Genomic DNA, 14,346 nt, shown 5'->3' on the forward strand with positions numbered 1-14,346 from the left:
ATAACATGTCAGAAAATAAAGCTGGATCAAGATACGCCAAATCATTAATTGACCTTTCAACAGAGCAAAACTCCCTGGAAGAAATGAGAAATGATATGGTTCTTATTGAGCAGGTAATCCACCACAACAGTGAGCTTGCTGCAATTCTTCAGAACCCTGTTGTCCCTCTGGATAAAAAACATTCTATTTTAGAAGGCATCTTCGGTAAGGATATCAATGGCATCACCAAAGCCTATCTGAAACTGATCGTGAGCAAAGGGCGTGCTGGTATTTTATTTGATACTACTAAAGCATTCATCAGACAATATAACGTGCTTAAAGGCATTGTAACTGCAGAAGTTACTTCTGCAACGGCCTTGACTGAGGCGAGTAAAGCAGAGATCGTTGCTGTAGTAAAAAAAGAAGTAGGCGCGAAGGAAGTAGTGATCAAGGAAAAAGTAAACGAAAAGCTGATTGGCGGTTTTATTCTGAAAGTTGGCGATAAACAATTTGATGCCAGTATCTCTGGTAGCTTAAATAAACTAAAAAAGGAACTGTCCCACGGCGTGGTTTAGGTCCCGGAATCATTTACAGAATTACAAAAGAAATAATATAAAATTATGGTAGAGGTAAGACCAGACGAAGTATCGGCAATTATCAGGCAACAATTGTCGGGCTTTAAATCAGAAGCCGAACTTGAAGAAGTTGGTACCGTATTACAAGTGGGTGATGGTATTGCCCGTGTTTATGGTTTAACTAAAGTTCAATCAGGTGAGCTCGTTGAATTTGAAAATGGCCTGCAAGGTATTGTTTTGAACCTTGAAGAAGATAACGTAGGTGTGGTTTTATTAGGCCCATCAGCTGAGATCAAAGAAGGTGACACGATTAAACGTACCAAGAAAATTGCCTCTATCAAAGTTGGTGAAGGTATGTTAGGCCGTGTGGTTAACACTCTTGGCGAGCCTATTGATGGTAAAGGACCAATCATTGGCCAGACTTATGAGATGCCTATCGAGCGTAAAGCTCCGGGTGTAATCTACCGTCAGCCAGTTGCTGAGCCTCTTCAGACTGGTATCAAAGCTATCGATGCGATGATCCCGATTGGCCGTGGTCAGCGTGAGCTGGTTATTGGTGACCGTCAGACAGGTAAAAGTGCTGTTTGTATCGATACTATCATCAATCAAAAAGAATTTTATGAAGCAGGTAACCCTGTTTTATGTATATATGTTGCCTGTGGCCAGAAAGCCAGTACTGTAGCAAACGTTGTCCGTACATTAGAAGAAAACGGTGCAATGGCTTACACAGTAGTTGTTTCTGCTTCTGCAGCTGATCCTGCTCCATTACAGTTTTATGCGCCGTTCTCAGGTGCTGCAATTGGTGAGTACTTCCGTGATACTGGTCGCCCGGCATTAATTGTTTATGATGATTTGTCTAAACAAGCTGTAGCTTACCGTGAGGTTTCACTGTTGTTACGTCGTCCACCGGGACGTGAGGCTTATCCTGGAGACGTGTTCTACCTGCACAGCCGTTTATTAGAGCGTGCTGCGAAGATCAACATGAACGATGAAATCGCAAAGCAGATGAACGATCTACCTGACTCTATCAAAGATATCGTTAAAGGTGGTGGTTCATTAACTGCACTTCCGATTATCGAAACTCAGGCTGGTGACGTTTCTGCATATATCCCTACCAACGTAATTTCAATTACTGACGGACAGATCTTCTTAGAGTCAAACCTGTTCAACGCAGGTGTACGTCCGGCTATTAACGTAGGTATCTCGGTATCACGTGTAGGTGGTAACGCACAGATCAAGTCAATGAAGAAAGTTGCCGGTACCTTGAAACTGGATCAGGCACAGTACCGTGAGTTAGAGGCCTTCTCTAAATTCGGATCTGACCTTGATGCAGCTACAAAATCTGTACTCGACAAAGGTTCAAGGAACGTAGAGATCTTAAAACAAGGTCAGTTCTCTCCAATGTCTGTAGAAAAACAGGTAGCGATCATCTATATCGGTACAAAAAACCTGATGCGTTCAGTTCCTGTAAACAAAATCAGGGCATTTGAAGCTGAATATTTACAACAACTGGAATTACGTTACCCACAAACACTGGCTGCTTTGAAAGCTGGTAAACTGGATGATGAAATTACATCAGTGTTGGAAACTGTAGCTAAAGAACTTTCAGCGAACTACTAATTATACAGGAAGAAGATTAAAAAAGAATGGCAAATTTAAAAGAAGTAAGAATTCGTATATCATCGGTGCAATCTACGCAGCAGATTACCAAAGCCATGAAAATGGTTTCGGCAGCAAAGCTGAAGCGCGCAACGAATGCTATTATACAGTTGCGTCCGTATGCTACGAAGCTTAAAGAGATCTTAGGGAATCTTTCTGCCAACCTCGAAGGATCTTCATCTCCTTTTACTGAAGAACGCGAGCCTAACAAAGTTTTAATTGTAGTGGTATCTTCTAACCGTGGTCTGGCCGGTGCTTTTAACATGAACGTGATTAAAGCAACCAACAACCTGATCGCAGAGAAATACAGCACACAATATAAAAACGGTAATGTAAGCATCGTATCTATCGGTAAAAAATCACAGGATTTCTACGAAAAGAGAGACTATAAGGTAATCGGAAACAATAACGATGTATATACTGCATTGACCTTTGAAAACGTAACCAAAATTACAGATGCCATCATGACCGGCTTCAAAGCGGGTGACTTTGATAAAGTAGAACTGGTATACAACCAATTCAAAAATGCAGCTGTACAAATTGTTACTACAGAGCAATTGCTTCCATTGCCAAAAACAGAAGTTAAAGCAACAGAAAAATCTGCCAAACAGCAGATTGACTATATCCTGGAGCCTTCGAAAGAAGAGATCGTTAAAGAATTGATTCCTAAATCGATCAAAATACAGCTTTACAAAGCAGTATTGGACTCACATGCATCTGAACATGGTGCAAGGATGACTTCAATGGATAAGGCTACTGAAAATGCGGGAGACCTGTTGAAAGCACTTAAATTATCTTACAACCAGGCACGTCAGGCAGCGATTACTACAGAGCTGACCGAGATCGTGAGTGGTGCAGCAGCACTGAATGGTTAACCGTTCTTTGTTCCATACACAGAAGAGGCTATCTTGCAAAGGATAGCCTCTTTTTTTTAATCAACTCATTAAGACATGAAAAAGCTTATTTATCCTGTTTTCCTGGCCTTGTTGTTTCCGCTTGGATTAATCGCCCAGACGAGCCCTGAGCTCATCGCACAGAAAGATTATACGGCTGCTGTAGCCTGGCAGCAACACTCCGGTGAGTATCGTGCATTGTCTTTCCAGGCCTATAATTTTGCCAGACTTTCCCTGGATCAGCATCTCAAAGAAGCCGTTGCAGGCAAAGTAAATTGTGTGGTGGTAGATATTGATGAAACGCTGTTGGATAACTCTCCCTTTTCTGCCATGCAAGTGCAGAAAGGTGTAGCCTGGAACCCCAAAGACTGGTCGGCCTGGACTGCCCTTGCTGCCGCAGATACAGTGCCCGGAGCACTGGGATTCCTTAAATATGCCGCTTCAAAGCAGGTAGAAACTTTCTATGTTTCCAACAGGACGACACAGGATCAACAGGCCACGCTGAAGAACCTGCAGCGGCTGGGCTTCCCTTATGCGGATGAAGAGCACCTGATGCTGTCAGCAGGCAGCTCTGATAAAGAAGCCCGCAGGCAAAAGGTACTGGAGCAGCATAACATACTGTTACTTTGCGGTGATAACCTCAGCGATTTCTCCAATGTCTTTTACAGAGAGGGAAAAAATACCCGCGAAGAAGTGGACGCTGCGAAGGCAGAATTTGGCACCCGTTTCATTGTACTGCCCAATCCAATGTATGGCGACTGGGAGAAAATACTTTATAAAGGCTCTAAACTTGACGAAACGGAGAAATCGAGACAGCGCGTAGAAGGATTAAAAGGTTTTTAAAGAAATAATTCTCTGAGTAACATGCTTTTTTTGTTGAAATAATATTAGTTTTGCACAGTAATTTAAAAATAAACAAATGGATCAAAAGCCGACACGCAACACTAAAAGTATACAGAACGCAAATGAGTCATCTATCTATAGCCTGATGGTGATTGGAGTCGTGATTTGCATGGTTGGAGTATTTCTGCGTTTTGCAGGTGACTCTATGATTTTATCAATCGTATCCTGGGCAATCTTATTTGTCGGATCGTTTGTCTGCTGTAAAGCAGTATTCAAAATACTGGACGCTTAAACTCAAAAATATTCAAAGGAAAGCCTTCACAGCATATGCTGATGAAGGCTTTTTTATTTAACCCTTTTCTGATTACCTTTTACAAAGCTGTCCCAACCGGAGTAGGATTTACCATTGCCTGCGGCAGAAACCTTCTGAAAGGAATGACATACCGCAACGGCTAATCCGTCCGTAGCATCCAGAAACTCCGGGGTTTCCTTAAAGTTCAGCAGCCGCTGCAGCATTGCTGCTACCTGCTCTTTTCCGGCACTCCCGTTCCCTGTGATCGATTGTTTGATTTTCCTTGGGGCATATTCTGTGATCGGGATATCTCTCGATAGGGCCGCAGCCATAGCTATGCCCTGTGCCCTGCCCAGTTTGAGCATCACCTGCACGTTTTTGCCATAAAATGGGGCTTCCAGTGCAACCACATCGGGCTTGTACTCATCTACCAGTGCTACTGTCTTCGCAAAGATGCGCTGCAGCTTCAGAAAGTGGTCGTCAAGGTGGTCCATCTTCACTACACCCATTGCAATCAGTTCTATTTTATTGCCTTTTTCCAGTATCACCCCATAGCCCATAATCGCTGTACCCGGGTCTATACCCATGATCACCCTTTCCTTTTTTCCAACCAACATAGAACAATATTAAGCATATTTGCATGAAATAAAAGAAACGATAAATTGATCTCCAAATATAAAGGTATATTTTCCAATGTTCTGAAAGTCGCAATTGTTGCCTTTACCTTCTGGTTCATATACCGTAAACTCTCTGCAAATGCCAACCTGAAAGAATTTAAAAACATCCTGTCAGGTATCCCTGTGCCACAGATTGTGGCAGTACTGTCACTGGTAGTCCTGCTGATGTTCATCAACTGGGGGCTGGAAGCAGTGAAATGGAAGAGGCTGCTCAGGCAAGTGGAAACCATCAGCCTCTGGCGCTCTGTGGAGTCTGTTTTCTGCGGATTAACCTGGGCGGTGTTTACGCCAAACCGCATTGGTGAATACGGCGGAAGGGTATTCTTCTTATCCCCGAAACGACGCATTGTAGGCGTGGTAGCCATGGCGGTTGGCAACATCGGCCAGATGGTACTCACCAACATTTTTGGTGCCATTGCCGTCTGCCTGTTTATCTATCGCTTTGTCGACCTGGATTACCGTCTGGATTATGCGCTGATCGCTTTGTCGGTCATGTTCTGTACCTTCTTTCTGGTGTTCTATTTCAACATCCGCTGGCTCAACGGCATATTACTGTCGATGCGTTTCACACGCAAGTACAAGAAGTTTTACAGCATCCTGGGCAGGTATCAGAAGAAAGAACTATTACGCATATTGTCCCTTTGCCTCGCCAGATATGTAGTCTTCAGCACCCAGTATTTCATTATGTTCTACTGGCTGATTCCAGATATCAATTATTTGGATATCCTCATGATGGTATGTATCCTGTTTTTTGTTCAGTCGACTCTCCCTTCATTGGATTTATTTGATATTGGCGTCAGAAGTGTCACTGCATCTTACTTTTTTAGCTTTGTAACCGGCCATGACGTAGCAGTTATCGCATGTACCGCAAGTATATGGCTGATAAATATTATTATTCCTGCTATATTAGGATCTTATTTCGTTTTTAAATTAAATTTTTTTGGAAGTCTTAACCGTCGTTAGTTACCTGTCATCATTTTTAACCTTAATCTACCTGTTCGTTGTTTTTGGATTTATCAGAGGATGGCATAAATTAATACCCTTTCAGTACAAGGGAAAAAAAGGAGTTACCAGCGTTTCTATCATCATTGCAGCACGTAATGAAGCAGAAAGCATACACCGTACCATTGAGGCCCTGCTGGCACAGGACTATGATAAAAATCTCACAGAGATTATCTTTATCGATGATCACTCCACCGACAATACCGCTGAGATCGTGCGCTCATATGCGGGCGTAAAATTGATTACCCTCAATGAGGACAGGGCACTCAACTCTTATAAGAAGAAAGCCATCCAGACGGCCATAGGCCAGGCAAGGGGCAGTCTCATCATCACTACTGATGCTGATTGCAGGATGGGAACCAGCTGGCTGAAAACCATCGTTGCCTATTACGAGGAGAATGGCTTTAAGATGATCTCTTCGCCTGTGGCTTATGATGAAGAAAAGAGCTTCTTTGAAAGATCGCAGTCGCTCGAGTTTCTGTATCTGATCGGTCTCGGAGCGTCAACCATCGGCAACAATAAACCATCCACCTGTAATGGTGCCAACCTCGCCTATGAACGTGAAGCCTTTTACGAAGTAGGCGGCTTCCAGGGTATAGACGATCTGGCTTCTGGGGATGACGAATTGTTGCTGCACAAAATTGCTGCCCGCTACAACAACCAGATTGGCTTTCTGAGAAACAGGGATGCCATTGTGTATACTCACGCTAAGCCTAATCTGAGCGAGTTCCTGCAGCAGCGCAGGCGATGGGCATCAAAAAGTACGAGGTATAAGAATAAGTCGATCATTGTCCTGGGTGTATTTATCTGGTTTTTTAACCTGAGCATCCTGCTGAACCTCCTTACAGGCATATTTTTTATTGGATTCCTGAAGATCGTTCTGATACAACTGGCACTTAAGATCCTGGTGGAGTACATCTTCCTTACCGGCGTCACCAGGTTTGCGCAAAGAACAAGCCTGCTGGTATTATTACCGGTGCTGAATGTGCTTCATGTACTTTATATTATTTATATTGGTGTCGCCGGAAACTCGGGCAAATACAACTGGAAAGGCAGAATGGTTAAATAATGGAAAGCAATAGTCCTGCGAAAAAGATATGGGTACGTTTTAAAAGGAATAAACCTGCATTGGGGGGACTGATCTTTATTTTACTGCTGTTGGTGATGGGTATCCTGGGCTATGTGATCACGCCCGACCAATCGCCGATGGCCAACTCCATGCACTTGCAGCTCAGCAACAAAAAACCGGGACGCAGCTTTCAGTTCCTGGTGGTCAGCACCAAAACACATGTGCAGAAAGCTGGCTTGCTGGAAAAGATGATGTACGGACAGGAGCCGGCCATCAAGAGTATCCCTATCACAGCTTACAGAATTTCCGGAAACCGCCTACTGGTCAAAGAATATATTGGGGATGATGAAGAAGCCGCAGAAAGCAGTTACCCTATTATCGGCAGTCCTGAAGAGTTTATCCCGAAACACATATACCGGCAGACCTTCCTGCTGGGTACGGATGGCTATGGAAGAGACCTGCTTAGCAGGCTGATCCTGGGCGTCAGGGTATCCCTTTCCGTAGGTCTGATCGCTGTGGTCATCTCCATGAGTATTGGCGTCAGTTTGGGCGCCCTTGCCGGCTACTTCGGCGGAACTACGGATGCTGCAATCAGCTGGCTCATGAATGTCATCTGGTCGCTGCCCTCACTGCTGCTGGTGATTGCGATTTCCTTTGCCCTGGGCAAGGGTTTCTGGCAAATATTTATCGCCGTAGGGCTTTCCACCTGGGTGGATGTGGCACGTCTGGTACGGGGTCAGGTGATGGCGATTAAGGAAGCCGAATTTGTAGAGGCTGCCCGGGCATTGGGTTTCCCGGCACAACGCATTTTACTGAAACATATCCTGCCCAATATTGCAGGCCCCATACTTGTGATAGCTTCTGCCAACTTCGCTTCGGCAATCCTGCTGGAAACAGGTCTCAGTTTTCTGGGTTTCGGGGCCCAGCCCCCTATGCCCAGCTGGGGAAGCATGATCCAGGAAAACTATGGCTATATCGTGATGGATGCCGCTTACCTCGCCATCCTGCCGGGCATGGCAATCATGCTTACTGTATATGCCTTTAACCTGATGGCCATCGGACTGCGCGATGCCTTCGACATCAAGGCCCAAAATATTAGCGTTTAGTTTTTTTTCCTAATTTTGTACCATGCTGCTGAACTGTTTTCAACTGGAATTTTTAGAAGCTGGTTGCGATGAAGCGGGCAGGGGATGCCTTGCCGGACCAGTATTTGCTGCTGCAGTGATTCTGCCGCCTGATTTTGTTGCGGGTGAACTGAACGACTCCAAAAAGCTGACACACCAGCAGCGCGCAGCATTACGCCCCATTATCGAAAGAGAAGCGCTGGCCTGGGCCGTAGCTTCCGTAGATAACCATGAGATTGACGAAATCAATATCCTCAATGCTTCCTTCCTGGCCATGCACAGGGCGATTGAAAAACTGAGCATCCCACCGCGCTACCTGAGTATCGACGGAAACCGCTTTAAGGCTTACCCTGATATTCCGCACAGCTGCATCATCAAGGGCGATGGTAAATACCTCAACATTGCTGCTGCTTCCATACTCGCAAAAACACACCGCGATGAGTTTATGGACAACCTTTCGGATGAATATCCACACTACCAGTGGAAAAAGAACAAAGGTTACCCTACTAAGGTTCACCGTTCGGCAGCATTATTACATGGCCTTTCACCATATCATCGTAAAACTTTTAGCATCACCGATCCCGATCTGATTTTCGTTGCAGATAATGCGCTATAATTTGTATTTTCACCTTATTGAAAACGTTAATACTCAGTAACCGCGTTCCCTTTCCGCCCAATAGTGGCTATCCCATCGTAGTGTATAACACGATCAAGGGGCTGCTCAATGTGGGTGTGGATATTACTTTGTTCAGTATTAACACCAATAAACACAGGGTAGATGTAGATGATATTTACGATCCAGTGTATGAAAGGATCCAGTTTCACTCGTTCGACCTCGATACTGAAGTCAACCTTTGGGGTGCCTTTTTCAATATCTTTTCCAACGAATCCTACAACGTGTCCCGCTTTTATGATGAGGATGCCGCCAAGCTGCTGGAGAATATCCTCCGCGAAACAGAATTCGATATCATCCAGTTTGAAGGGCTCTTTGTGGTTCCCTATCTCGAAGTGGTTAAAAATAACAGCAATGCCAAGCTGATCTACCGTGCCCACAATATTGTGTTTGATGTGTGGGAGCGGCTGGCAACTTCTGAGCGTTTTACCCCAAGGCGCAAATACCTCCAGTTTCTTGCACGCAGGCTGAAGGAGTATGAAACAGAACAGATCAACCGTTTTCACCAGATCTTTGCCATCAGTGAGCCCGACCGCCAGGCGATCCTCCACTTTGGATGTGAAACCTGTCTGGATGTTTTTCCCGTAGCCGTGGATATGGACAGGTATGTGGTAGACCTTAAAAAAACAAGTTTCCCCACGCTGTTCCACCTGGGGGCAATGGACTACAGGCCCAATAAGGAAGGACTGGAATGGTTTATCGAGGAGATCTGGCCTGATATTGAGAAACTCAACAGTGAGCTTCGCTTTTATATTGCGGGCAAGAGCATGCAACAGCATTTCTACGACTACGATTCGGAAAACCTGGTGGTGGAAGGAGAGATCTTCGATGCCGTAGAATTTATGAACTCCAAAGCGATCATGATCGTTCCATTACTCTCCGGAAGCGGAATGCGCGTAAAGATCATTGAAGGCATGGCCATGAAGAAATGTGTGATCGCTACTACCTATGCTGCCGAGGGACTTAACTGTGAAAACGGAAAAGATATCCTCATTGCAAATACCCCGGATGAGTTTTACCGCTGTATCCTGCAGTGTGTCACACATCCCAACCGCTGGCGCGAAATCGGTGAAAATGCACGTAAAACTGCTGAACGCGACCACAATCTGATCACTGTTTCCAAAAGGATGCTCAATGTATACGAGCGGTTAGTAAATGGATAAAAAATATGTACTTTTGCCCAAAATCTAACCATTAAAGCATGAATAATACCGCATTAACAGACAAACACATTTCTTTGGGCGCCAAAATGGTACCATTTGCAGGATACAATATGCCAGTTCAGTATGAAGGCATTAATGCAGAACATGCTACAGTAAGAAAAGCTGTAGGTGTATTTGATGTAAGTCATATGGGAGAGTTTATCCTCAAAGGTGAGAATGCACTGGACCTGATTCAACGCGTGATTAGTAATGATGCTTCAAAACTGTACGATGGTAAAGTCCAGTACGCTTATCTTCCAAACGAAGAAGGTGGTATTGTGGACGACCTGCTGGTTTACAGGATAGATGAAAAAACATATATGCTGGTTGTCAATGCTTCCAATATTGAAAAAGACTGGAACTGGATCAGTAAATTTAATACTGCAGGAGTGGAGATGCACAATATCTCCGGTCAGACTTCCCTGCTGGCCGTTCAGGGTCCCAAAGCCGCTGAAGCACTGCAAAGCCTGACGGAAATTGACCTCGCCTCCATGGAATACTATACTTTTACCAAAGGGGTATTTGCAGGGGTGGAAAACGTAATCGTATCCGCTACAGGTTATACCGGTGCGGGAGGATTTGAGATCTACTGCGACAATGCACACGCAGAAACGATCTGGAATGCGGTGTTCGAAGCTGGTGCTGCTTTTGGCATCAAACCTATCGGTTTAGGTGCACGTGATACCCTCCGCCTGGAAATGGGTTTCTGCCTTTACGGAAATGATATCGATGATACCACTTCTCCGATCGAGGCCGGTTTAGGATGGGTAACAAAATTCAGTAAGCCTTTTACCAATTCTGAAGCCCTGCAGGCAGAGAAAGAAGCAGGTGTAAAACGCAGACTGATCGGTTTTGAAATGATCGACCGTGGTATTCCGCGTCATGATTACGAAATCGTGGATGCTGCAGGAACAGTAATCGGCAAGGTAACTTCCGGTACGCAGTCGCCCTCTCTTCAGAAAGCCATCGGCATGGGTTACGTAACCAAAGAAAATGCAAAAGAAGGAGCTGAAATCTTTATCAGCATCCGCAACAATCATATTAAAGCCAAAGTAGTAAAGTTCCCCTTTTTTAAATAATTCCGATCCTCACCTGTTATGCCAAGAAAAATAGAAGTTTGTCTTACGCCCGCTCTCATAGATTTATACGCGATAGAAAACAGCATTGTAGTTGTCATTGATATCTTAAGAGCAACCTCCTCCATCGTTTATGGAATAGATAACGGAGCAGAGGCAATCATTCCAGTGGCACAGGTAGAAGATTGTTTAAATTATGCAGACAGGGGATACCTCCTGGCAGCAGAACGAAATGGGGAGGTGGTTAAAGGCTATAACTTTGGTAATTCCCCATTTTCTTACAGTGCCGATAAGGTAGCAGGTAAAACTGTAGTGCTGACGACAACCAATGGCACCAAAGCGCTGCACCTGGCAAGAAAAGCCAGCAAAGTAGTGATAGGTTCTTTTCTGAACCTCCAGCCTTTGTGCGACTGGCTGAAGAGCCAGGATCAGGATGTGCTTTTGCTCTGTGCGGGATGGAAAGACCAGTTTAATCTCGAGGATACGATCTTCGCCGGTGCCGTAGTGCAGGAACTGCGCCCATTATTTACAGATTTTGATGACGCCGGAGTTGCTGCAGAAGATCTGTATGTGATGGCTAAAGATAACCTCAGAGCATACGTAGGTAAATCTGCGCACAGTCACCGTATGATCGCACTGAATATCGAAGAGGATATCAAATTCTGCCTCCAGCTTAATATCTGTCAGGCCATCCCGGTACTGCAAGGCGATAAACTGGTTGCCCTTTAAGACGCAATATCTTTCAGCAGCTGCTGAAACTGCTCATGATGTTTGATGGTTTTGAGGGTTTCCTCGTAGGCCAGCCAATAGATGGTTTCTGCTTTTTTCATGTCGAAAGTACTGATCTCTCCCATGCCTTTAGGCTCGATCAGCAGGTTACAGAAAGCGGATTTCTGTTCCATATCTTTATTGATGGTCATCAGTCCCGCGCGGGACATCAGTGTGGTGATATTTGTAATGCTGCTCACCGGTTTCAGGTGATTGCAGGAAGAGCCGATGATAAAATCACAGTTGTTCAGTAAAGGCTCTACAGGAAAGTTATTCAGGATCCCCCCGTCAACATACATCTGGTTGTCGATCATGATTGGCCTGAAGATCCCGGGCAGACAGCAGGAAGCCTGGATAGCCCTGATCAGGGGACCTTTTGTAAAATACACCAGATTCCCCTCGCTGAAGTTTGTGGCAGCGATGGTCAGCGGGATGTGGAGATCTTCGATCTTATCTTCCGGGAAGAAGGTTTTCAGCAGGTTGGAAGTATGTTCTATCCCGATCAGTCCCAAAGAGCCTACGGCAGGCCGTATAAAGCGCAGCAGTTTGGTTTTCATAAAGACATTCAGTGCTTCTTCAGGATCCACTCCTGCGGCATAAAAAGCCCCTACGATAGAACCGGCACTGGTGCCACTGATATGGCTGAAGGTAATACCCGCATTGATCAGCGCCTTTAATACGCCCAAATGTGCAATTCCTCTGATGCCACCGCCAGACAAAACAATTCCTACTTTCTTCATCTAGGGTTCCATTTTGGGTTTATACTTTGCTCCGTTTAATATCTTTTGTGCATCCTGCTCTGCCATCAGCTGCTGCAGGCTTACCTTCGGGTTTTCGGTCATGTATTTCCTGACCATCTGCCAGCCGATCCAGATCCCTAATTTTGGTGCAGATTCGTTCTTCTCGCCCAGTCCCGGCGTAAAGGGGGCTTCGCTCAGGAACATCTGTATCTTCTGGAAATCGGTTTCAAAAAGCAGATTGTTCTGCATAAAATAGGCCCAGATGTCACCCTCATAGGCCTTACACCAGCTCAGTTGTTTATCAGTATACCCTATTTTTACGGAATCCGGTACCTGATCATTCAGCACCTGGTCCATAAAGTACAGGACCTTCCCGTTTTCTACCATCTTTGCTAGCAGGGAACGGTTTTCATCGCGCTGCGGAAACAGCTCTTCCCTGGCAAAGGTCTCTGTGATCCTGGGAACTACATAATCTGGAGTAAATCTCCTGGAAATGTACAGGGGTACACTTTTCACTATTGCCCTGTAGTACTTACTGTCTTTGCCGAGGAACATATCCAGGCCAATGCCCATATAATCATCGCCAATTGGTGTCTGTACCGAGAAGCCCGAAATAAAGGCGATAAACTTTGGCACCTTCACCTGCGGATAGTAATATTTGATGTATTTGAAAGTCTCGGTCAGTGCTTTCTCCTGTGGCTCCATTGTTTTGAATACACTATCAGCATCCCGGCTTAAGTCGGTATAAGCCTGATCTTTATAGAGGGTAGACAGGATCGTGGCGTTGTCATACTCAGGGGTGCCCACCATCTGGTGGACGTAATCATCATAAAAAGCGGTGTATTTTTTCTGCAGGAAAACATCCGTCTGTGGGATCCCTTTTTGCTTCCCCGCAAACAGATCGCGGTCAAATCTTTCTATTTTTATATTAAGGTCGATGCCACTGACATCGGGCTTTGTTCCTTGTTTACAGGAAAAAAATGCAGTTACACTTAGAAAAATTAGATAAATTTGGAAATGTTTTACGTTATCATTCATTGATAACAAATATAAGCAGATTGACTCTCGCTTCATCATCCTAAAATACATTGTACAAAGCATGAAAAAATTACTAACCGGAATCTTATTTTTATTTATAACTGGCAGTGCTGTAGCACAGGGTGGATCAGAACCTTATTACGGGTTCAGACTCGGGCTGGCTGCATACCCAACTATCGGATGGACAAAACCTGAGACAGGTACCAGCAATGGGGTAAACCTGGGTTTTGCCTATGGCTTGCTGGCCGACTTCAATTTTGCTGAAAACTACAGTTTCTCCACTGGTTTAACCATCACCAGTATCAATGGTAAATCCACAGAGATCAACCCAAGTCCATATCATAATGCCGTTGCTAACCCCAATCCTACAGCCTACGAACTTAAATATATGTTGCAGTATGTGGAGATCCCGCTGACGCTGAAACTCAAAACTGATAAAATCGGACTGGTACGCTGGTATGGTCAGTTTGGTTTATCCAACGATTTCAACATCGGTGCAAAACAGAACGTCTCGGTAAATAACACGAGGATCATCGACGGGCAGCATATCAAAAAAGATATCAACTTCTACCGTGCCGGACTCATTATTGGCGGCGGACTGGAATATGATATCGCCGGCAATACCAGTGTAACCACCGGACTTACTTTTAACAACGGATTTACGGATATCTCTGATGACAAAAGCAGAAGTGTAAAAAACCACTTCATAGGTATCAATTTTGGGGTTTTCTTTTAA

At 44.8% G+C, this 14,346-nt stretch carries 16 protein-coding genes; 13 read left to right on the forward strand and 3 right to left on the reverse strand.

Annotation, left to right across the window (positions count from 1 at the left end):
* Window positions 1–5 precede the first annotated feature (5 nt).
* From atpH to OQY15_RS06935, 5 genes are all read left to right on the forward strand, one after another.
* On the forward strand, window positions 6–554 hold the full coding sequence (gene atpH / locus OQY15_RS06915) for an ATP synthase F1 subunit delta (RefSeq protein ID WP_265789377.1): 549 nt from the start codon (window positions 6–8) through the stop codon (window positions 552–554).
* A 45-nt stretch (window positions 555–599) separates the two neighbouring features.
* Window positions 600–2,174 (forward strand): F0F1 ATP synthase subunit alpha, encoded by a 1,575-nt coding sequence (gene atpA, locus OQY15_RS06920; protein ID WP_265789380.1) that lies wholly within the window; start codon window positions 600–602, stop codon window positions 2,172–2,174.
* A 26-nt stretch (window positions 2,175–2,200) separates the two neighbouring features.
* Window positions 2,201–3,088 carry an ATP synthase F1 subunit gamma gene (gene atpG, locus OQY15_RS06925; RefSeq protein ID WP_265789382.1) on the forward strand — a complete coding sequence of 296 codons (888 nt, stop codon included), beginning with the start codon at window positions 2,201–2,203 and terminating at the stop codon, window positions 3,086–3,088.
* 75 nt (window positions 3,089–3,163) lie between these two features.
* Window positions 3,164–3,949 carry a 5'-nucleotidase, lipoprotein e(P4) family gene (locus OQY15_RS06930; RefSeq protein WP_265789391.1) on the forward strand — a complete coding sequence of 262 codons (786 nt, stop codon included), beginning with the start codon at window positions 3,164–3,166 and terminating at the stop codon, window positions 3,947–3,949.
* Between the two features lie 76 nt (window positions 3,950–4,025).
* On the forward strand, window positions 4,026–4,241 hold the full coding sequence (locus tag OQY15_RS06935) for a hypothetical protein (protein ID WP_265789394.1): 216 nt from the start codon (window positions 4,026–4,028) through the stop codon (window positions 4,239–4,241).
* A 53-nt stretch (window positions 4,242–4,294) separates the two neighbouring features.
* Here the strand turns inward: OQY15_RS06935 and ruvC are convergent, their stop codons facing one another.
* Entirely contained in the window at window positions 4,295–4,858 is a 564-nt protein-coding gene (gene ruvC / locus OQY15_RS06940) for a crossover junction endodeoxyribonuclease RuvC (RefSeq protein ID WP_265789396.1), read from the reverse strand.
* A gap of 45 nt (window positions 4,859–4,903) precedes the next feature.
* On the opposite strand from ruvC, the gene OQY15_RS06945 reads away from it, so the two are divergent.
* From OQY15_RS06945 to OQY15_RS06975, 7 genes are read left to right on the forward strand one after another with little or no spacing between them, the layout of a single operon-like run.
* Entirely contained in the window at window positions 4,904–5,881 is a 978-nt protein-coding gene (locus OQY15_RS06945) for a lysylphosphatidylglycerol synthase domain-containing protein (protein WP_265789398.1), read from the forward strand.
* Window positions 5,859–6,989: a glycosyltransferase gene (locus OQY15_RS06950; protein WP_265789400.1), complete on the forward strand. Its 1,131-nt coding sequence runs from the start codon at window positions 5,859–5,861 to the stop codon at window positions 6,987–6,989. Before OQY15_RS06945 ends, OQY15_RS06950 begins: the two co-directional genes overlap by 23 nt.
* Window positions 6,989–8,095 (forward strand): ABC transporter permease, encoded by a 1,107-nt coding sequence (locus tag OQY15_RS06955; RefSeq protein ID WP_265789402.1) that lies wholly within the window; start codon window positions 6,989–6,991, stop codon window positions 8,093–8,095. Before OQY15_RS06950 ends, OQY15_RS06955 begins: the two co-directional genes overlap by 1 nt.
* Window positions 8,096–8,117: 22 nt before the next feature.
* Window positions 8,118–8,729: a ribonuclease HII gene (locus tag OQY15_RS06960; protein WP_265789405.1), complete on the forward strand. Its 612-nt coding sequence runs from the start codon at window positions 8,118–8,120 to the stop codon at window positions 8,727–8,729.
* A gap of 17 nt (window positions 8,730–8,746) precedes the next feature.
* Window positions 8,747–9,949 (forward strand): glycosyltransferase family 4 protein, encoded by a 1,203-nt coding sequence (locus OQY15_RS06965; protein ID WP_265789407.1) that lies wholly within the window; start codon window positions 8,747–8,749, stop codon window positions 9,947–9,949.
* 38 nt (window positions 9,950–9,987) lie between these two features.
* Window positions 9,988–11,067, forward strand: a complete 1,080-nt coding sequence (gene gcvT / locus OQY15_RS06970) for a glycine cleavage system aminomethyltransferase GcvT (protein ID WP_265789409.1) — start codon at window positions 9,988–9,990, stop codon at window positions 11,065–11,067.
* Between the two features lie 18 nt (window positions 11,068–11,085).
* The gene (locus OQY15_RS06975) at window positions 11,086–11,793 is read left to right on the forward strand and encodes a 2-phosphosulfolactate phosphatase (protein WP_265789411.1); all 708 of its coding nucleotides are present in this window, start codon (window positions 11,086–11,088) and stop codon (window positions 11,791–11,793) included.
* Here the strand turns inward: OQY15_RS06975 and OQY15_RS06980 are convergent.
* A complete protein-coding gene (locus OQY15_RS06980) occupies window positions 11,790–12,572 on the reverse strand; it encodes a patatin-like phospholipase family protein (RefSeq protein ID WP_265789413.1) in 783 nt (260 codons plus the stop codon). The genes OQY15_RS06975 and OQY15_RS06980 overlap by 4 nt on opposite strands.
* A complete protein-coding gene (gene gldB, locus OQY15_RS06985) occupies window positions 12,573–13,610 on the reverse strand; it encodes a gliding motility lipoprotein GldB (RefSeq protein ID WP_265789415.1) in 1,038 nt (345 codons plus the stop codon). It abuts the gene before it with no gap.
* Between the two features lie 61 nt (window positions 13,611–13,671).
* Here gldB and OQY15_RS06990 point away from each other — a divergent pair, with 61 nt between their 5' ends.
* The gene (locus tag OQY15_RS06990) at window positions 13,672–14,346 is read left to right on the forward strand and encodes a porin family protein (RefSeq protein ID WP_265789417.1); all 675 of its coding nucleotides are present in this window, start codon (window positions 13,672–13,674) and stop codon (window positions 14,344–14,346) included.

This window comes from Pedobacter sp. MC2016-15, assembly GCF_026239695.1.
Classification (GTDB): domain Bacteria; phylum Bacteroidota; class Bacteroidia; order Sphingobacteriales; family Sphingobacteriaceae; genus Pedobacter.

What these genes read in the sequence shown, in the direction of transcription:
- atpH (WP_265789377.1), top strand. Translation starts at nt 6, where the DNA reads ATGTCAGAAAATAAAGCTGGATCAAGATACGCCAAATCATTAATTGAC.
- atpA (WP_265789380.1), top strand. Translation starts at nt 600, where the DNA reads ATGGTAGAGGTAAGACCAGACGAAGTATCGGCAATTATCAGGCAACAA.
- atpG (WP_265789382.1), top strand. Translation starts at nt 2,201, where the DNA reads ATGGCAAATTTAAAAGAAGTAAGAATTCGTATATCATCGGTGCAATCT.
- OQY15_RS06930 (WP_265789391.1), top strand. Translation starts at nt 3,164, where the DNA reads ATGAAAAAGCTTATTTATCCTGTTTTCCTGGCCTTGTTGTTTCCGCTT.
- OQY15_RS06935 (WP_265789394.1), top strand. Translation starts at nt 4,026, where the DNA reads ATGGATCAAAAGCCGACACGCAACACTAAAAGTATACAGAACGCAAAT.
- ruvC (WP_265789396.1), bottom strand. Translation starts at nt 4,858, where the DNA reads ATGTTGGTTGGAAAAAAGGAAAGGGTGATCATGGGTATAGACCCGGGT.
- OQY15_RS06955 (WP_265789402.1), top strand. Translation starts at nt 6,989, where the DNA reads ATGGAAAGCAATAGTCCTGCGAAAAAGATATGGGTACGTTTTAAAAGG.
- OQY15_RS06960 (WP_265789405.1), top strand. Translation starts at nt 8,118, where the DNA reads ATGCTGCTGAACTGTTTTCAACTGGAATTTTTAGAAGCTGGTTGCGAT.
- gcvT (WP_265789409.1), top strand. Translation starts at nt 9,988, where the DNA reads ATGAATAATACCGCATTAACAGACAAACACATTTCTTTGGGCGCCAAA.
- OQY15_RS06975 (WP_265789411.1), top strand. Translation starts at nt 11,086, where the DNA reads ATGCCAAGAAAAATAGAAGTTTGTCTTACGCCCGCTCTCATAGATTTA.
- OQY15_RS06980 (WP_265789413.1), bottom strand. Translation starts at nt 12,572, where the DNA reads ATGAAGAAAGTAGGAATTGTTTTGTCTGGCGGTGGCATCAGAGGAATT.
- gldB (WP_265789415.1), bottom strand. Translation starts at nt 13,610, where the DNA reads ATGAATGATAACGTAAAACATTTCCAAATTTATCTAATTTTTCTAAGT.
- OQY15_RS06990 (WP_265789417.1), top strand. Translation starts at nt 13,672, where the DNA reads ATGAAAAAATTACTAACCGGAATCTTATTTTTATTTATAACTGGCAGT.